Genomic DNA, 18373 nt, shown 5'->3' with positions numbered 1-18373 from the left:
TACGGCCGCCGCGTTTGGACGTTTCCCCTGATCCACAGTGTTATCCACAGGCTGTGCATAACAGTCATGATCCGCGCGACGTCTGTTTGATACGCATTGTTAGCTCGTTGACCTGGTTGTACATCGACCTGCGCTCCGCGATGAGCGAGCGGATCTTGCGCTCGGCGTGCATGACGGTCGTGTGATCGCGGCCGCCGAACTGCTGCCCGATCTTCGGCAGCGACAGGTCGGTCAGCTCTCGTACCAGATACATCGCGATCTGTCGGGCATTGACCAGTGCCCTGCTGCGCGAGCTGCCGCAGAGGTCGTCGATGCTGATGCCGAAGTATTCGGCGGTCTTGGCCATGATCGTGGCGATGGTGATCTCGTGGCCGCCGTCGGAGGTGATCAGGTCCTTCAGCACCACCTCGGCCAGCTGGAGGTCGACGCCCTGCCTGTTGAGGCTGGCGAAGGCGGTGACCCTGATCAGGGCGCCCTCCAGCTCGCGGATGTTGGTGGAGATACGGCTGGCGATGTACTCCAGGACTTCGGGCGGGGCGGCCAGGCCCTCCTGGATGGCCTTCTTCCTGAGGATCGCGATGCGGGTCTCCAGCTCGGGCGGCTGGACGTCGGTGATCAGGCCCCACTCGAACCGGTTGCGCAGCCGGTCCTCCAGGGTGATCAGCTGCTTCGGCGCCCGGTCGCTGGAGATCACGATCTGCTTGTTGGCGTTGTGGAGGGTGTTGAAGGTGTGGAAGAACTCCTCCTGCGTCTGCTCCTTGCCCTCCAGGAACTGGATGTCGTCCACGAGCAGGATGTCGATCGCCCGGTAGCGGCCGCGGAAGCCGTCGGCCTTGTGGTCGCGGATGCTGTTGATGAAGTCGTTGGTGAACTCCTCCGAGCTCACGTACCTCACCCGCGCGCCGTCGTACAGGCTCTGGGCGTAATGCCCGATCGCGTGCAGGAGGTGGGTCTTCCCCAGGCCCGAGTCGCCATAAATGAAGAGGGGGTTGTACGCCTTTGCGGGGGATTCGGCTACGGCCACCGCGGCCGCGTGGGCGAATCGGTTGCTGGCCCCGATGACGAATGTCTCGAAGGTGTACTTCTGGTTGAGCCGGGCGGGTTCGCTGGGTTTGTTGCTCTTCGCTTCCCAGCGGTTCTGCGTCGGCTCCGGCAGTTTCTCCACAGGGGACTGCCCCTGTTCAAAAGAGAACGTGGGCTGTGGATATTCGGTGGATATCTGGGCCGGGTCCGGCTGTGGAGAATAGAACTGGGGAGGTTCGGAAGCCTGGTAGAGCTGGGGCGATGGGGGTTGTGCATAACGCGACTGGGGGTCTGGGCCCTGGGGATAATTTTGAGCCACAGGCTGTGGATAAAGGTCCTGCATCGGCTGTTCAGGGGCCGTCGTGTCGATCATCACGGCCAGGCGCATCGCCCGGCCGAGCTCCTGGGAGAGCGCATGGGCCACGAGGGGGCGCAGCTTCCCCTCGATGAGGTCCTTCAGGAAGTCGTTGGGGACGCCCAGCACGATCGTGTCGTCGGCCCGGGCGATGGGTCGCACCATGGAGAGCCAGGTGCGCTGCTGGATGGGGACGTTCTCGTTGAGGAAGTTGCTCAGGGCGTTCGCCCATACCGTGCCGAGGTCGACATCGTTCATGTGCGGTGCCCCTCCTTCCTCTCGCGGCCCCCCGCGATCGATCGTTTACCGCTGGCCCAGTGCGGGCATTGGCCGGTTGCGGCCTGTTTATTGGCGCTTCGCACACGTACATCACAAGTTGTCGATGCGCCGTCACTGACCGTCCACTGCGGCGAGTTATCCACAGGAGCTCCCACTCGCAAGGGCGGCCGGCGCCTTCGTCCACAGCGTGGCGGACGAGCTGGACACCCACACCATCCACAGGCCATCCACAGGTTATGCACAGGCTCTGAGCGGCTCTGGGAGGGCTGACAGTAGCTCTGTGCACAGCTGTGTACAAGCGTTGTCCACAGCCTAGTGGTACCTGAGTGCACATACTGTGGACGCGGCCGAGGCGGTGGAAAACCCGCATGTGGATTAGTGGATAACTCCTTCGCCGGGCCGCCAGTTTGACCTGGGGCATGCTTGCCCCGTAACGTGCCATGGTCGGCTTGTCACGCGACGGCTATTTCGCGTGCCCTCGCTCTCTTGGCAAGCCAGCCATGTGTGTATCAGCGCCCCTGCGGCGCACCTTCAAGCCTGGAGCCCACCCGTGAGCAAGCGTACTTTCCAGCCGAACAACCGTCGCCGCGCGAAGACCCACGGCTTCCGGCTGCGGATGCGCACCCGGGCCGGTCGCGCCATCCTGGCCGCTCGCCGCCGTAAGGGCCGCGAAACGCTGTCGGCCTGATCGGCTCGCGCCCGATAGTCCGCCCGCCGGTGAAGTCCGCCGGCGGGCGATAGGCGTATATGGTGCTTTCCCGTCAATCCCGCATGCGACGCGGGGAGGAGTTCGAGGCGGCCGTCAAGCGTGGGAAGCGCGCGGGCCGTCCTACCCTGGTAGTGCATCTAAACATTTCTGGGGATTCGACGCCTCTGGTTGGTTTCGTGGTGAGCCGAGCTGTGGGTGGCGCCGCCGTCCGGAACAAGGTCAAGCGGCGGCTCCGACACCTGATGCGGGACCGTCTCGACCGGCTCCCGCGAGGTAGCCTGCTGGTGGTACGCGCCAATCCACCGGCCGCGTCAGCGCGATACGAGCACCTTGCCGCCGAGCTCGACCTCGCGTTGGATCGTTTGTTCAGGCGGCGCGAGTCCGCGATGGATGGACACAGATGACGGAGCAGCCGCAAGGGATGCCGAGCCTCCCCGCTCGGGCATTGATCATCCCGATCCGGTTCTATCGGGCCTTCATCAGCCCGATGCTCGGTCCACGTTGCCGTTTCTATCCGTCGTGCAGTGCCTACGGGCTCGAAGCGATAGCCGTACACGGTGCATTGCGCGGCACATGGCTGACTGTCCGGCGCATCGGGCGGTGCCACCCATTCCATCCCGGAGGTATAGACCCGGTGCCCCCACGCCCGGTTCGGTCCCACGAAACGCAAGGGAGATAGCTCGGTGGAGCTGTCCTGGCTGAGCTGGCTCTATGAAGCCGTAGCCCATGTCATCATCTGGATCCATCAGGGATACAGCACATTCCTCGACCCGGACAGCGGGCTGACATGGGCCCTGACCATCATCACGCTGACCGTTTTCATGCGGGTCCTGATCTTCCCGCTCTTCCTGAAGCAGATGCGCTCGTCGAAAAAGATGCAGGAACTCGCCCCCAAGGTGGCGGAGCTCCGCAAGCGTTACAAGAACGACAAGCAGCGCATGAACCAGGAAGTCATGGCGCTTTACCAGGGAGCGGGCGCCAACCCGCTCGGTGGCTGTCTGCCGGTGGTCGCGCAGTTCCCCATCTTCATCTCGATGTTCACCGTGCTGCGGGCCATGGCCGACGGCCGCCCGGTCTACGGCATGACGCAGCAGCTCGTCGACAGCGCCCGATCCGCGCACATCTTCGGCGCGCCGCTCCCGGCCAGTTTCTGGATGTCGCAGGCCCAGGTCGAAGGTTTCGGGGCCACCGTCGTCACGACGAAGATCGTGCTGGGTGTCTTCGTGGCGATCAGCTCGCTGACCACGTTCCTCACCGTCCGGCAGAGCGTCACGCGCTCCATGGCCCAGATGCCGGACAACCCCATGGCGCAGCAGCAGAAGATCCTGATGTACATCTCTCCGCTGTTCGCCTTCTTCAGCCTCAACTTCCCGCTGGGCCTGATCATGTACTGGGTCACCACGAACCTGTGGACGCTCGGCCAGCAGCACTGGTTCTACAGCCGCCACCCGATGCCGCAGTTCGACGCCAAGGGCAACGTGGTTCCGGTCGAGCCGAAGGCCGGCCTGCTCTCGAAGCTCCGCAAGGGCGGCGCCACTCCGGAAGAGGAAGCGCCTCCCGCGCCGCCGGAGCCTAAGATCATTCGGCAGCAGCCCAGTCGTCAGCCCCGCAGCAAGCGCACCGGCAGCAAGAAGTCGTGAACACGAAGGAGAGGCCGGCCATGACCGAGGCCGAGCAGGAGAAGGCTCCTGATCTCAACGCGCTCGAGCAGGAAGGCGAGATCGCGGCAGACTACGTCGAGGGTCTCCTGGATATCGCCGACATCGACGGCGACATCGACATGGACGTCGAAGGTGACCGCGCGTTGGTCTCGGTCGTGGGCCTCAAGGAGGGCACCGGCCTGGTCGGGCCCGAGGGGGAGGTCCTGGAGGCGCTCCAGGAGCTGACTCGCCTGGCCGTGCACCGGCAGACGGGGGAGCGGTCCCGGCTGATGCTCGACGTCGCCGGCTACCGCGAGCGGCGCCGCGCCGAGCTCACCAAGCTCGGCACCGAGATCGCCAACGAGGTGAAGGAGAAGGGCGAGCCCAAGGCGCTGCACGCCATGACGCCCTTCGAGCGCAAGATCGTCCACGACGCGGTGGCGGCCGCCGGGCTCCGCAGCGAGTCCGAGGGCGAGGAGCCGCACCGCTACGTGGTGGTGCTCCCAGTCTGACGCTCCATCGCACCGCACGTACGCTCGCCGAACCGGCCGCCGTCCCGCACTCGAGGGGCGGCGGCCGGTTCGCATGAAAGCATTCTTCATGTACGTACGGCATGCCCGTTCTATAGCCCATTGCTGCTTTATTTACCCTTTGGCCTTTTTGTGAAAGTTTGAGCACTGTGGCCATTTCCAGGTCGGCGCGGAGCGCAGAGAGTGTGGCGCGCGGCCCTCATTCAGGACGGCCCGCTAGCCTTGCCAAGTGATCGCACGCCTAGCCTTTGAGTAGAGACCACCGCCCATGACCCCCGAGGAAGGGCCACCCACCAGTGACCGACGAGCTGCCGCCTCCGCCCGACGAAGCGCGTGAGCTACCGCCTCCACCCGATGTGGCGCGAGAGGTCTTCACCGGCGAGGCGTGGGGCCGCGCACAGGCGTTCGCCGAGTTCCTCGCCGGCCCTGGGGTGGTACGCGGGCTGCTGGGCCCCCGCGAGGTCCCGCGGATCTGGGATCGTCATCTGCTCAACTGCGCCGTCGTCGCCGAGGCCGTGCCACCGGAAGTGCGGCTGGTCGACATCGGCTCGGGCGCCGGGTTGCCGGGTCTCGTGCTGGCGATCGTACGGCCGGACATCACGGTGACCCTGTTGGAGCCGCTGCTTCGCCGTACCGTCTTCCTGGAGGAGTGCGTCGAAGCGCTCAAACTGGACAACGTCGAGGTGCTGCGCGGTCGCGCGGAAGAGTTGGCGGGCAAGCGCGAATTCGACGTCGCCAGCGCCCGCGCGGTCGCGCCACTTGACCGGTTGCTGAAGTGGGCCATGCCACTCCTTCGCGAAGGTGGCGAGTTGATCGCCATGAAGGGGGAGCGCGCCGCGGAGGAACTTGCCGAGGCGGAGCCCCAATTGCGGGCCTGCGGGGCGAGGACAGCCGAGCTTGTGACCGTCGGGCGCGGTAAGGTCGAGCCGCCTGCAACATTGGTTCGGGTGGTAGCAGGTCGCGCGCCGGAGCCCGGTAGGCGGCGACAAAGGAGGTGACGGTCGTGCCAATCGCGTCAAGCGGTCTTGGCTGGCCGGACAGCCCTCTGTCCGAGAGTCCCAGCGGGGTTGGCTGGCCCGAAATGGGCGTGTCGCGACAGCGAATTCCTGGCACCGGCCTGCCACTGGTTGAAAGGATGGCCAACGTGACCCAGACCCCCCTAAACCCCGGTGATTCGCCGTTGGTACGAGAGGCGCTCAGCTCAGTGGTTTCACGTGAAACATCTGCCACCCAAACAGCCACCGCCAAGGAACGCGGAGCGTCTGGGGGAGGCGACGGCGACTGGCCCAGGCCGCCCAAGTGCCGAGTGATCGCGGTGGCGAACCAGAAGGGTGGCGTCGGAAAGACCACGACCTCGGTCAACATCGCCGCCGCGCTCTCGATGCACGGCCAGCGCGTACTCGTCGTCGACCTCGACCCCCAGGGCAACGCCTCCACAGCCCTGGCCACCGAGCATCGGGGCGATGTCCCGGATGTCTATCAGGTGCTCGTTGACGACTTGCCGATGGCCGACATCGTCAAGGAGGTGCCGGACATGCCGGGCCTCTACTGCGCCCCCGCCACCATCGACCTCGCCGGCGCCGAGATCGAGCTCGTCTCACTCGTTGCCCGGGAAGCCCGCCTCCGGCGCGCACTGGGAGCCTTCGAGGCGATCGAGCTCGACTACATCATCATCGACTGCCCGCCGTCGCTCGGCCTCCTGACCGTCAACGCCCTGGTCGCCGCCGAAGAGGTCATGATCCCCATCCAGTGCGAGTACTACGCCCTGGAGGGCCTGGGCCAGCTCCTCCGCAACGTCGACCTCATCAAGGCGCACCTGAACCCCACGCTCAGCCTGTCGACGATCGTCCTCACCATGTACGACGGCCGGACCCGGCTGGCGTCCCAGGTCGCAGACGAGGTCCGCGCCCACTTCGGGGAGACGGTCCTCAGCACGGTCATCCCGCGCAGCGTCCGCCTTTCTGAGGCGCCCAGCTATGGGCAGTCGGTGATGACGTACGACCCTGGCTCGAGTGGCGCCATGGCCTACATGGACGCCGCCCGAGAAATCGCCCACCGCGCCATCGTCTGACCCTGCCGTCGTGTCGTAGGGCTGATCTTGTACGGCCGTAGGTATCTCGTACGGCATGAATGGGGCGGCCGCCCTGCGAAGCTCCTGAGTTCGCTTTCCACAGGCCGTCCACCGGTGGCCTCTTGCTGGGGGCTGGTCCCGTCTCTTGTGCTTCGCATCCGTACGGACCATCCCCTGTTGCTCGTTTCCCGCATCCACACAGACCAGCCCTTTAGCGCTCGTATTCCGGCGTCGCATGGTCTGACCGCTCGTCTCCAGCATCCGTACGGACCGCGCCCGCTCGTCTCCCCGACCCAGTGCTCGCTTTCCGCGACGTCCACAGACGGCTTCAACTCACGGGTGACCCAGAGACCGCGCCCAGTGCTTGCGGGGAACTGCCTACTGATGCTCCCGCCCGGACCACTCGGTCCACACGGTCGGCCCCGTCCACACGGTCGGCCCCGTCCGCCCGGTCCGCTCCGTCCGCCCGGTCCGCCGGGATCATTGAGACTGTGAGCGCTCGCCCCGCGGGGACCGCCCGGGTCGCCCGGTCCACTCGGTCTGTGAAACCGCTGGGACCGTCCGGTTCGCCGGGTCCGCTCGGGCCGTCTGGTCCGGTCCGATGGGTCGCTAGGTCGGTTAGAACTACTGGGATCATTGGGACCATTGGGAACCGCTGTGAGCGCTCGGTCCGCCGGGACCGCCCGGTCCACTCGGTCTGTGGGACCGCTGGGACCGTCCGGCCCAATGGGACCGCTGGGACGCTCCGGCCCAATGGGACCGCTAGGACCGCTGGGACCGGTCGAATGGCTCGCCTTCCGCAGCTGGCCTCACGGACCGACGCTATCCTCGCAATCTTCCTGGCGGGTAAGTCGGGCGTCTCGTCAGCGGTGGCTTGGCTCGGCGTCCTCAAATACGCGGCCCGTAACCCGCTCGCCTCCGCAGCCACAAGCGGAAACGACCGCCTGCGTCTCTGGCACACGCGGCACGGCGCACGCGAGCGTAGATTCAGGCCCGGCCGCGCCCCGACAGCCCCGTGGGGGCCTTGTAGGTGAGGTAAGACCCGCAGGCACCCTCATGGACCCATGGGCCGCTCACCATGCTCTCGAAGTCCGCGCAACGCACATCCACAGGGACGTGATGCGGGGTGTCGACAAGGCGGCGTGCGAGGGAGGCGTGGCACGCGGCGATGCCCACTCCCTCGGACAGGCTCCTACACTCTCGCTGCAAGATCTGAATATCGCCCAATGGTCTGTCTTCTCGGCCGAACCCATGGGGTAGAAGGCCTGCGGAGTGCATGCTGGTCGGATGTGTACGCGTGAGGTTGTGGCGGTGTAAATCCGGAGGAACCGCGCGTGGCGAGCGGGCACCCTGTTGCGTGCACGACGGTAACCTCTCCTGGAGTGACCGGAATCGGCCCGGTGGATGAGGAGAAGCAGTGAGTCAGCATCGGCGGGGACTGGGCAAGGGACTCGGGGCGCTCATCCCGACCGGTCCCATCGTTGACAACACGGGGACAGTTGCTCCCGCGAATGGCGCAACGGGGGAGACCACCGGCCTGAGGCCGATTGCCGGAGCGTACTTCAGGGAGATCGCCCTCAGCGCGATCGTCCCCAACCCACGCCAGCCCCGTGATGTCTTCGACGACGAGCGCCTGCTTGAGTTGTCCAGGTCCATCCGCGAGGTCGGCCTGCTGCAACCGATCGTCGTGCGCTCGGTGGGTGGCGGCGAGTACGAGCTGATCATGGGAGAGCGCCGTTGGCGCGCCTGCCAACTGGCTGAGCTCGACCCGATCCCCGCGATCGTCCGTAACACCCAGGACGATGAACTCCTCAGAGACGCCCTGATCGAAAACCTCCAGCGCGAGCAACTCAACGCCTTGGAAGAAGCCGCCGCGTACCAGCAGCTCCTCGACGACTTCCGGGCGACACACGAACAGCTCGCCCAGAAGGTGGGCCGATCCCGTTCGCACATCACCAACACCCTTCGCTTGCTCAACCTCCCGCCGGAGGTACAGCTCCGCGTCGCCGCCGGAACCGTCAGCGCCGGCCATGCCCGCGCCCTCCTCAGCCTCGACAGCCCGGAAGAGCAGATCCAACTGGCCAAGCGGATCGTCGCCGAACTTCTCTCCGTCAGAGCCGTGGAAGAGATCGTCTCCCTCGGCAGCTCAAAGGCGGCCCCCAAGACCACCCGCGACCGCCAGCCCAACAAGCCGTCTGCACCCGGCCTCGTCCACCTCGCAGACCGCCTCTCGGACCACTTCGAGACCAAGGTCAAAGTTGACCTCGGCCGCCGCAAGGGACGCATCGTGGTGGAGTTCGCGACGATCGACGACCTTGAGCGCATCATCGGCACCATGGCTCCCGAGGCCGTCCGCGCCATGAAGGACGCCGAAGACTGACCTCCGTTTCACGTGAAACCACTGCCTGTTTCACGTGAAACCATGGCCCCTAGGCGCCGCGTCGCCTGGGGCTGTCCGCCGGTATAGCGCCGTGTTTCACGTGAAACACCACCAGCTCCGCCTCCACCGACCGCCGTCACTCGTATCGCGGAGCCCCGGGCCTCGAGAGCCAAGGCGGGATCGCGGGCGACCTAGGGTGAGTCGCGCCGACTTGCGGGCGACCCACGGGTTGCGGGCGACTCCCGGGCGGGTCGCGGCGATGCGTGCGTTCAGTCACGGGCGGTCGCGGCGATGCGTGGACGAGTCCCAGACGGGCCGTGGACGGCCTGCAGGTGATGTCCACGGATGGCGCCGCCGGGCGAGACAGTGCGCCCAACACGGCCCCGTTGCTCTGGCTCTCTGCCCCGCCACCTATCGCCGCACAGCTCCTTCCCGCCGCCCACCGCCTCCCTCGCTCTCGGGACTACCCCGGCATATGATCACGGACCTGTCCTTGACCGCCGCGCCTGCTGAGCCGCACCTTCGGAACTATGGCGCATCTCGGAGGTCGCGCCGCCCCTTGAGGACGGGTCTCGCGTCGGGCCGGGCCGCGTTTTGGCGGCGCCCCATGTCTTGGGTTCCGGGCGGTGTCTTCGGCGCCGCGCCGTGCCTTCGAGGCGGCGCCGCGTCTGGGGTGTCCCATTGTGCCTACGAGAGGCGTTCTGGCTTTCTTCTGACCTCTCACCGAGCCATCCCCAAGTCTCTCGCGCGCTTGCGTTCGGCACCGCGGGATCAAGTGCGGTGGCGGCGTGGGGGGCTGGGCGTGGTGAAGAGGGAGAGGTTTTGGGGTCGCGGAACGCGCCGCGCCGAGGTGATGGGTCTGGACGGCAGCCATGGCGTGGGTCGTGGGCGTGGTGGAGCCATGCGTGGGTCGTGGAAGTGGTGGGCCATGCGTGCGTCGTGGGAGTAGCGCAGCCAGGTGTAGGTCATGGGCGTGGTGGGGTGGGCTGGAGGCGACAGCGGAGGCGGTGCGGGGCGGGGGAGCGTTTTCGACCCAGGGCCGTTGAGTGGCTCGTATGCACCTTCGCGCCTCTCTCTGCGGTACGTAGTGGATGGATGAAAACTAAGCGTCGACCGATTCCTGTCGGTCTTGTATATGCGGCGTTCCTTGCCGAGTGCCGCTTCCGTCGTTTGGTTCGCCATGGCAGCGCTTGCTGGGGTCGACAACGGGACTTCGAATAGAAGGCAGTGGGATGTCCCGTTCAGTGGTCGATCAACGACCTCGTTGTGCGTTTCCTACGTTGGGCAGCACGAGTGAGCGGGTGAGGCAGTACATCGCTCTGCGGGAGCAGCTATGGAGTCCACTGGAGGAGAGGGCGTGGAATGGGTTGTCGCTGTGCCGGGGGTGGATGGTTTCACGTGAAACGGCGCGTGGGTGGAGCGTCCGACTGACGGGCTAGGGAGGCTTGTTTCACGTGAAACCGTGGACCGGGCTTGCGAGGTGCGTGGCCGGGGAGCTCACGCGGATGTCAGGTCCGGAGGGTCAGGTCCGGAGGGTCAGGTCAGGAGAGTCAGGGGAGGACGAGGGACTTGCGGATGTCGTCGAGGAAGTCGTCTACGTGGTCCGGGGTGGTGTCGAAGGCGGTCATCCAGCGGACGGTGCCAGCAGTCTCGTCCCAGTAGTGGAACAGGTAGCGGGCGAGGAGGGCGGCTGTGGCTGGTTTGGGGAGGGTGGCGAAGACGGCGTTCGATTGGACGGGGTAGGCGAGGGTGATGCCGGGGAGATCGGCTATGCCGTTGGCGAGGCGGGTGGCCATGTCGTTGGCGTGGGTTGCGTTGTGGCGCCAGAGGTCGTTCGTGAGGAGGGCCGAGAGCTGGGTTGAGACGAAGCGCATTTTGGAGGCCAGTTGGAGGGACTGGCGGCGGAGGAAGGGGATGGCGTGCGTGAGGGAAGAAGAGGAGAGGACTATTACTGCTTCAGCTGCCAGTGCACCGTTCTTGGTGCCGCCGAAGCTGAAGATGTCTACGCCGACTTCCGTGGTGATGGCGCTGAGGGTGGTGTTCAGGTGGGCGGCTGCGTTTGCCAGTCTCGCGCCATCCATATGGAGGAGTAGGCCGGCGGCGTGTGCCGTATCGGCGAGGGCGGCGATTTCTTCGGGGGAGTAGCAGGTGCCGAGTTCGGTTACCTGGGAGATGGAGACCACGCGGGGCTGGGAGTTGTGGTGGCTGCCCAAGATGTCGAGCCGCGTGGTGATGTCCTGGGGGCGTAGCTTGCCGTCGGCCGTTGGGGTCGTCAGGAGCTTCGCGCCCAGTAGTCGTTCTGTCGCGCCTGTTTCGTGGGTGGCGATGTGGGCGGTGTCGGCGCAGATGATGGCGTCGTAGCGGCCGAGCATGGGGGCGAGGCCGACCATGTTCGCGCCGGCTCCGTTCAGGACGGCGAAGCCTTCAGCCCCAGGGCCGAAGACGTCTTTGACGTGATCCTCGAAGGTTGATGTCCAGCGATCGCCACCGTAGGCGGGTGCGTCCCCGTGGTTCGCCACAGCCATGGCTTCGAGGATGGTGGAGTGGACGCCTGCGTGATTGTCGCTGGCGAAGCTCTTGGGATAGGTCGAATCGATCGGCACATGCCCAGGCTACTTTCAGGACTCACAAGTCTCAGAAGACGAGGAGAGGGCTGGCTGGGTCGGGTGTCGGGTGGTCGGGGAGGTGTGCGCTACCTGAACGGCACCGGTGCTGCCTTGCTGGTTCGCGGTGATGTCCTCCCTCTGGAGAACCGCTGTGGGGGTCGCTTTGGCGAGCGGTTGTGAGAGGCGAGGAAAGAGAGCAGCTTGCGAGAGCGAGGTAGAGCCAGCGGGCGGTGCCGGCCGGGCGAGTGAAGCAGGAGCCAAGCTGTGCTAGGTGTGCGGAGGCGAGGTCAGTCCGGCACCGGGCGCTGCGAAGACCACACGGGACAGCAGCCATCCCCGCAAACCGGAGGCATGGGTCGTACCTCATGGTTGAAGGTGGCGTGAGGTCAGTGCCAAGGGAAGGGCGGGGGCGCGCGGTCAAGCGTGGACGTCAAGCGTGGACGCGTGAGGCGGCGTTCTGGAGGAGGATGCGGCACAGGTCGCCCAGGTCTTGGCCCGCGGCCTCCGCGGCCATCGGCAGCAGCGACGTCTCCGTCATCCCGGGGGCCACGTTGACCTCCAGGAAGTGAGGCTGGCCCGAGGCGTCGACGATGAGGTCGGTGCGGGAGACGTCGCGGAGGCCCAGAGCGGTGTGAGCCTTCACGGCGGTTTCGGCGCAGGCGGCGGCGGCTTCGGCGGAGAGGCGGGCGGGGGCGAAGAACTCGGTATGGCCGGCGGTGTAGCGAGCCGCGTAGTCGTAGACGCCCTCGTCCGGGACGATCTCGACGGCGGGCAGGGCGATCGGGCCGTTGCCCAGATCGACGACCGAGACCGCCACTTCGACGCCCTCCACGTAACGCTCGATCAGCGCCGTGTCGCCGTACGCGAAACAGCCGACCATCGCGGCCGGGAGCTCTTCGGCGGTGCGAACGATCGAGGCGCCCAGGGCGGAGCCGCCGCGGGCGGGCTTGACGAACAGGGGGAGGCCGAGATGTTCGACGATGCGGCCCAGGACGACCGTGGCGCCGAGGTCGTGGAAGGTCTCCTTGGGCAGGGTGACCGACTCGGGGGTGCGCAGGCCGACCGAGCGTACGACGCCCTTGGCGGTGGGCTTGTCGAAGGCGACGCGGCAGGCGTCGGGGTCGGCGCCGACATAGGGGACGTTCAGCAGTTCGAGGATGGAACGGATGGCGCCGTCCTCACCCGCGCCGCCGTGCAGCGTGACGAAGACCGCGTCCGGTGGGTCGGCCAGGATGGACGGCACGAGAGACGCGTCGGTGTCGCGGGCCTCCACGTCGATGCCCGCCGCCCGTAGCACCTCACTCACCCGGCGACCGGAGCGCAGGGACACCTCCCGTTCATAGGAGAGGCCGCCGGCCAGCACGAGCACGTGGCCCAGATCGCTCATTTGTTCTCCTCCGCTGATCGCCCGCTGTCCAACCGTACCGGGGCTGGGGTGGAATGGTGTACGGCAGGCGCTTTCTACCGTGCGGGCCGTGACCAACGGAACGCATCGGTACGAAATACGAGGGAACAGCCGACGCCCCAACGGAGACGCCGGCCGCACTTCCGCAGAGTAAAAGAGGGTTAGGCCAGGTCAGGACCAGGCGTGTCCACGCCCGCATGCCCCCGAGCCGAACCCGTCCCGAACGTGTCCCGCAGCTGGATCTCCTGCTCGATCACGCCAGCCAGCCGCCGGACCCCTTCCCGGATCCGATCCGGCTCAGGGAAACAGTAGGACAGCCGCATCTGCCGAGCCCCACTCCCATCGGAGAAGAACCCGGTCCCCGGCACGAACGCCACTCGCTCCGCCACCGCCCGCGGCAGGATGGCTTTCGAGTCCAGGCCCTCCGGCAGCGTCGCCCACACGAAGAAGCCCCCGGCCGGTCGTGTCCAGGTGACCTCGGGGGGCATGAGCGCCGAGAGCGCGTCGAGCAGCGTGTCGCGTCGCTCGCGATAGAGCTCCCTGAACGTTTTGATCTGCTCCTCCCACGGCTGCGTGGCGAGGTACTGGCCCACGGCCAGCTGGGTGAAGGACGAGTGCGACAGTACGGCCGACTCCATGGCCAGCACGAGCTTGTCGCGGACGGCATGCGGCGCCAGCGCCCAGCCGACCCGGAACCCAGGAGCGAGCGTCTTGGAGAACGATCCGAGATAGACCACGCCGTCGGGATTGTCGGCCCGCAGCGCGCGCATGGGTTCGCCGTCGAAGCCGAGCAGCCCGTACGGGTTGTCCTCGATGATCAGCACTCCGGCCCGCTGGCAGATGTCGAGCACCTGCTGTCGCCGCGCCAGGTTCAGGGTGACACCGGCGGGGTTGTGGAAGGTCGGGATCGTGTAAAGGAACTTGATCGGGGCGCCCGCGGTCTCCAGCGCGTAGATGGTCTGCGCGAGCGACTCGGGAATGAGGCCCTGATCGTCCATGGCGATATGCACCACTTTGGCCTGGTATGCGGCGAAAGTGCCGAGGGCGCCTACGTACGACGGGCCTTCGGCCAGCACCACGTCACCCGGGTCGATGAAGATCCGGGTGACCAAATCAAGCGCTTGCTGCGAACCTACGGTGACGACCACGTCGTTCGCCCCGGCCTGAATCCCCTCCAGCCGCATCACGTCGCAGATCTGCTCGCGCAGGTGCGGATCGCCCTGGCCGGAGCCGTACTGCAGCGCGACGGGACCGCGCCTGGTGACCAGATCGGACACCAGCTCGCCGACCATGTCGAGGGGGAGGGCCGTGACGTACGGCATGCCGCCGGCGAGCGAGACCACCTCGGGCCTCGACGCGACGGCGAAAAGAGCTCGGATCTCGGAGGCGACCATCCCGGTAGCTCGTGCGGCGTACCGATCGACGTAGGCATCGATGCGCGACCCTTGGGTCGCGGGCGTCTGACCGTGATCCAGCTCTCCTGTCACGGTCCACCTCCTTGGTGTCATTTGTCGCTGAACTACCAGATTACGGCAGTCGGACATGTCGGCTGTGACCGGGCTCGACCGTCGTGGTACCCGATGGCGGGACGTCACTGAGCTACGATGCCAGCTGGGGACGCGTTTTTCGCGCGCTTTTCCGGGTCAACGATTGGGGCCGTAGTTGTCGCGTCGGCTGGTCAACATCACCCTGGACAATCTGGACGATCTGCCGCGCCGCTGCCGGCGGTGCGTCTTCTGGGAGCTCGACCCGGTCAACGGGGAGCGCGCGATCGACTCCGGTGGTCCAGAGCTGGAGAAAGAGGCATGGATCTCCGGCACGCTGCTCGAATGGGGCAGTTGCGGCAAGATCGTGTACGTCGACGGGGTGCCCGCCGGATTCGTCGTCTACAGCCCGCCGCTCTACAGCCCCCGTTCGGTGGCCTTTCCCACCTCGCCGGTCAGCGCCGACGCGGTGCTGCTGATGACCGCGCACATCATTCCGGAGTTCTCGGGCGGCGGGCTGGGCCGGATGCTGATCCAGGGCGTGGCCAAGGACCTGACGCGACGCGGCGTGAAGGCCATCGAGGCGTTCGGCGACCTCAAGTGGGAGGAGCCGAGCTGCGTGGTCCCGGCTGACTACCTGCTTTCCGTGGGCTTCAAGACGGTACGCCCGCATCTGCGGTTCCCCCGGCTCCGGCTGGAGCTGAAGACAGCCGTCTCGTGGCGCGAGGACGTCGAGGTGGCCTTGGAGCGCCTACTCGGCTCCATGAGCCCGGAACGCGCCCTTCGCCCCGTCTGACGCCTTCTCAAGGACGCCACGGCCTCGAGGACGCCACGGCCTCAAGGACGCGACGGCCTCAAGGGCCAAACAGGCAGAAGCCCCCTGAGCGAACCATCGCCAGGGGGCTTCCAGCTGAAACGCTGCGGGCGTCGTCAGATGATGCCCTCGAGCTCGCGAAGCAGCATGGCCTTCGGCTTGGCGCCGATGATCTGCTTCACGACCTCTCCACCCTTGTAGACGTTCAGGGTGGGGATCTGGAGCACACCGTAGTTACGCGGGACATCCGGGTTTTCGTCGATGTTGAGCTTGACGATCTCCAGCTTGTCGCCGTGCTCCTTGGCGATCTCCTCGAGGATGGGCGATACCTGACGGCATGGGCCGCACCACTCGGCCCAGAAGTCGACGAGCACGGGCTTGTCGCTCTTGAGGACCTCGGCCTCGAAGGTGGCGTCGGTTACTGCCTTCACGGTGCGCTCCTTAGTTGTCGTTCGAGGCCAGCCAGCGCTCGGAGTCGAGTGACGCCGAGCAGCCGGTGCCGGCCGCGGTGATGGCCTGCCGGTAGATGTGGTCGACGACGTCGCCCGCGGCGAAGACGCCGTCGACGTTGGTCGCCGTGCTGGGCGCGGCGACCTTGACGTAGCCGTCGTCGTCGAGGTCGATCTGGCCCTTGACCAGCTCGCTGCGCGGGTCGTGGCCGATCGCTATGAACAGTGCGTCGGTGGCCAGCTCGGTTTCCTCGCCGGTCTTGAGGTTGCGCAGCTTGACGGCCTCGACCCTGTCGGTGCCGAGGACGTCAACGACCTCGGTGTCCCAGACGAAGCGGATCTTGTCGTTCGCGAGCGCCCGCTCCTGCATGATCTTGCTGGCCCGCAGTTCGTCACGGCGGTGCACGACGGTGACCATGCGGCCGAAGCGGGTCAGGAACGTGGCCTCCTCCATCGCGGTGTCACCACCGCCGACGACCACGATGTCCTTGTTGCGGAAGAAGAAGCCGTCGCAGGTGGCACACCAGGAGACACCCCGCCCGGACAGGCGCTTCTCGTTGGGCAGGCCCAGCTCGCGGTAGCCGGAACCCATCGCCAGGATGACCGACTTGGCGTAGTAGGTCTCGCTGTGGGTCTTGATCACCTTGGGATTGGCCTCAAGGTCCACTTCGAGTACGTCGTCCGCGACCAGCTCGGCGCCGAACCGCTCGGCCTGCTTACGCAGGTTGTCCATCAGATCGGGGCCCATGATGCCGTCGGGGAAACCGGGGAAGTTCTCGACATCGGTGGTGTTCATCAGCGCGCCGCCCGCCGTCACCGAACCCTCGAAGACCAGCGGCTTGAGCTCGGCGCGCGCGGAGTAGACGGCCGCCGTGTATCCAGCGGGGCCGGATCCAATGATGATCACGTTACGCACGTCGCTCAACGCTCTCACGCCTTCCTAGTCTGCTCTTGCCTGTCGCCTCAACAGATCCTAGGCCGCCGTGATTCCCGGCCCCGTCCTCAACGCACGCCGAAACCGAAAGAGCCCGCCGAAGCGGGCTCTGACGTGGGCGTCAACACATGCGCATCAAGGGATCAGCGAGCTACCAGCGCCCCACCGTGGGCTTACGCAGGTTCTTGCAGTTGAACGGGTCGACGATGTCGACGCGAAGCGTCTTGTTCGCCTTGTTCTTCCAGGAGGTCACGATGATGGCCTCCGACCCGTTGTACTGCCCCTGGTCGACCGCGAAGACCTTGAGCTTCGTACGGTTCGCCACCCGGCCGACGCACTTGTCGACCACGTCGATGTCCGAGGAGCCACCACCCACTATGGGCGCGGGCCCGAGGAAGCCTTCGAGTGGCTGGCGCAGCTCCTGGTCGCTGTAGTTGTGCCCGCTGTCGGTCAGCGCGTACGCCCTGGCCCGCTTGTCCACCTTGGGCGGCGACGACGCCGCACCGGTATGCGGCTGCTGCTGCCCACTGGCGATGGTGCCACCACCACCGCCCGCGAGCAGGCTGGTGGAGAGCACCGCGGTGCCCACCACAGCCACCGCGGCAGCAGCGGCGACTGCGGGCATCGCCCATCGGCGCCGTCGTGCGGTCTTGTGCTTGGCTGGGACGATGGTGCCGTCGTCGGAGACCACTCCGAGGCGTACCGGCTCCGGCTCCCAGGGGGAGTGCTCCGGCTCCCGAGGGGACTGCTCCCACGGGGAGTCTCGCATGAGCTCATCCCAGTTGGGGGGTTCCGCCAGGCCGACACCACCCCCGCGCGCGGATCCCGCCTCGGCGGCCAGCGCCTTGTCGATGCGCAGTGCGACTCCCATCGGCATGGCCGGTGTCGGAGTCGCCGCGAGCACCTCGCGAACCGCTGCCAGGTCGGCCAGTAGCTCCCCACAGGGGTCGCATACCGCGAGATGCTCGCGGACCTGGCGGGCCGTGCCAGCGTCTAGGAGACCCTCGGCCAACTCGGCCAGGATTTCCAGATCGTAGTGCGTATCACCCGTCACGAAGTTCTGCTCCCTTCGCGGATGAGACGCGACTGAGGTCCGATCGGTTCCGCAGATGCGAAAGAATCGGGGCAAGTTTCGCGCGCCCCCGCGCGCACCGGCTCTTCACCGTCCCGCTGGGCACCTCGAGCACCTGAGCTGCGTCTTCGACCGAATAGCCCATCATGTCGACGAGCACCAGCGCGGCCCGCTGGTCTGTGGGAAGCATTTTCAGAGCGGCTGAAACCTCCATCGAAACCTCACGCTCACCCGTCTGGTCGGGCATAGGCGTGTCACGCTCGGCGGCCTCGATGAGCTCGTCATCGGCGACCGGTCTGACAGATTTGCGGCGCATCCGGTCGAGGCAGGCATTCACCACGATCCGGTGCAGCCAGGTCGTGACCGCGGCCTCACCGCGGAACGTGCTCGCCTTCCGGTAGGCAGAGACGAAGGCGTCCTGCACCGCGTCGGCCGCTTCGTCGGGATCGCCCAGCGTGCGCAGGGCGACGGCCCACATGCGGTCACGGTGTCTCTTGACGATCTCGCTGAAGGCGTGAGGATCCCCATTGATGTGCGCGGTCAGCAGCTCGGCGTCGGTGACGGCGGGCCGTTCCGCGGAGGAAGGTGGCTCGGGTGGGGAGTTCACAAGAGGGATTCCTGG

General features: G+C 66.5%; 17 protein-coding genes. 9 read left to right on the top strand and 8 right to left on the bottom strand.

Going from position 1 to position 18373, the window contains the following annotated elements; genetic code table 11:
- Positions 1–64: 64 nt before the first annotated feature.
- Positions 65–1636: a chromosomal replication initiator protein DnaA gene (gene dnaA, locus AB0H88_RS45610; protein WP_357655371.1), complete on the bottom strand. Its 1572-nt coding sequence runs from the start codon at positions 1634–1636 to the stop codon at positions 65–67.
- 571 nt (positions 1637–2207) lie between these two features.
- Between dnaA and rpmH the strand changes: the two genes are divergently transcribed.
- The 8 genes from rpmH (at position 2208) to AB0H88_RS45570 (ending at position 8987) form a co-directional block, all read left to right on the top strand.
- Positions 2208–2345, top strand: a complete 138-nt coding sequence (gene rpmH, locus AB0H88_RS45605; protein WP_093172456.1) for a 50S ribosomal protein L34 — start codon at positions 2208–2210, stop codon at positions 2343–2345.
- Positions 2346–2404: 59 nt separating this feature from the next.
- A complete protein-coding gene (gene rnpA, locus AB0H88_RS45600) occupies positions 2405–2770 on the top strand; it encodes a ribonuclease P protein component (protein ID WP_357655368.1) in 366 nt (121 codons plus the stop codon).
- Between the two features lie 17 nt (positions 2771–2787).
- The gene (gene yidD / locus AB0H88_RS45595) at positions 2788–3045 is read left to right on the top strand and encodes a membrane protein insertion efficiency factor YidD (RefSeq protein ID WP_357655404.1); all 258 of its coding nucleotides are present in this window, start codon (positions 2788–2790) and stop codon (positions 3043–3045) included.
- A gap of 4 nt (positions 3046–3049) precedes the next feature.
- Positions 3050–4006 carry a membrane protein insertase YidC gene (gene yidC, locus AB0H88_RS45590; RefSeq protein ID WP_357655366.1) on the top strand — a complete coding sequence of 319 codons (957 nt, stop codon included), beginning with the start codon at positions 3050–3052 and terminating at the stop codon, positions 4004–4006.
- 20 nt (positions 4007–4026) lie between these two features.
- Positions 4027–4518, top strand: a complete 492-nt coding sequence (locus tag AB0H88_RS45585) for a R3H domain-containing nucleic acid-binding protein (RefSeq protein WP_357655363.1) — start codon at positions 4027–4029, stop codon at positions 4516–4518.
- 314 nt (positions 4519–4832) lie between these two features.
- Entirely contained in the window at positions 4833–5534 is a 702-nt protein-coding gene (gene rsmG, locus AB0H88_RS45580) for a 16S rRNA (guanine(527)-N(7))-methyltransferase RsmG (RefSeq protein WP_357655361.1), read from the top strand.
- A gap of 137 nt (positions 5535–5671) precedes the next feature.
- Complete coding sequence (locus AB0H88_RS45575) at positions 5672–6607, top strand: ParA family protein (protein ID WP_357655359.1); 936 nt, start codon at positions 5672–5674, stop codon at positions 6605–6607.
- A gap of 1417 nt (positions 6608–8024) precedes the next feature.
- The gene (locus AB0H88_RS45570; protein ID WP_357655357.1) at positions 8025–8987 is read left to right on the top strand and encodes a ParB/RepB/Spo0J family partition protein; all 963 of its coding nucleotides are present in this window, start codon (positions 8025–8027) and stop codon (positions 8985–8987) included.
- 1550 nt (positions 8988–10537) lie between these two features.
- On the opposite strand, the gene AB0H88_RS45565 is transcribed toward AB0H88_RS45570, so the two are convergent.
- The 3 genes from AB0H88_RS45565 to AB0H88_RS45555 all read right to left on the bottom strand — a co-directional run bounded on the left by AB0H88_RS45565 (position 10538) and on the right by AB0H88_RS45555 (position 14392).
- Complete coding sequence (locus AB0H88_RS45565) at positions 10538–11590, bottom strand: aminotransferase class V-fold PLP-dependent enzyme (RefSeq protein ID WP_357655355.1); 1053 nt, start codon at positions 11588–11590, stop codon at positions 10538–10540.
- 433 nt (positions 11591–12023) lie between these two features.
- The gene (locus AB0H88_RS45560) at positions 12024–12980 is read right to left on the bottom strand and encodes a D-alanine--D-alanine ligase (RefSeq protein WP_357655352.1); all 957 of its coding nucleotides are present in this window, start codon (positions 12978–12980) and stop codon (positions 12024–12026) included.
- Between the two features lie 179 nt (positions 12981–13159).
- A complete protein-coding gene (locus tag AB0H88_RS45555; RefSeq protein ID WP_357655401.1) occupies positions 13160–14392 on the bottom strand; it encodes a PLP-dependent aminotransferase family protein in 1233 nt (410 codons plus the stop codon).
- A 268-nt stretch (positions 14393–14660) separates the two neighbouring features.
- Between AB0H88_RS45555 and AB0H88_RS45550 the strand changes: the two genes are divergently transcribed.
- Entirely contained in the window at positions 14661–15278 is a 618-nt protein-coding gene (locus tag AB0H88_RS45550; RefSeq protein ID WP_357655351.1) for a GNAT family N-acetyltransferase, read from the top strand.
- 134 nt (positions 15279–15412) lie between these two features.
- On the opposite strand, the gene trxA is transcribed toward AB0H88_RS45550, so the two are convergent.
- The 4 genes from trxA to sigM form a co-directional block, all read right to left on the bottom strand.
- The gene (gene trxA, locus AB0H88_RS45545; RefSeq protein WP_357655348.1) at positions 15413–15727 is read right to left on the bottom strand and encodes a thioredoxin; all 315 of its coding nucleotides are present in this window, start codon (positions 15725–15727) and stop codon (positions 15413–15415) included.
- Between the two features lie 10 nt (positions 15728–15737).
- A complete protein-coding gene (trxB, locus tag AB0H88_RS45540) occupies positions 15738–16670 on the bottom strand; it encodes a thioredoxin-disulfide reductase (protein WP_357655399.1) in 933 nt (310 codons plus the stop codon).
- Between the two features lie 160 nt (positions 16671–16830).
- Positions 16831–17733: a zf-HC2 domain-containing protein gene (locus tag AB0H88_RS45535; RefSeq protein WP_357655346.1), complete on the bottom strand. Its 903-nt coding sequence runs from the start codon at positions 17731–17733 to the stop codon at positions 16831–16833.
- The gene (gene sigM, locus AB0H88_RS45530) at positions 17723–18358 is read right to left on the bottom strand and encodes an RNA polymerase sigma factor SigM (RefSeq protein ID WP_357655344.1); all 636 of its coding nucleotides are present in this window, start codon (positions 18356–18358) and stop codon (positions 17723–17725) included. Before sigM ends, AB0H88_RS45535 begins: the two co-directional genes overlap by 11 nt.
- Positions 18359–18373: the final 15 nt, after the last annotated feature.

Origin of the sequence: Nonomuraea sp. NPDC050680, assembly GCF_040654555.1 — a bacterium.
Lineage (GTDB): Bacteria > Actinomycetota > Actinomycetes > Streptosporangiales > Streptosporangiaceae > Nonomuraea.
The sequence above is the reverse complement of the archived record's forward strand: the minus strand, read 5'-3'. Positions and strand labels throughout refer to the sequence as shown.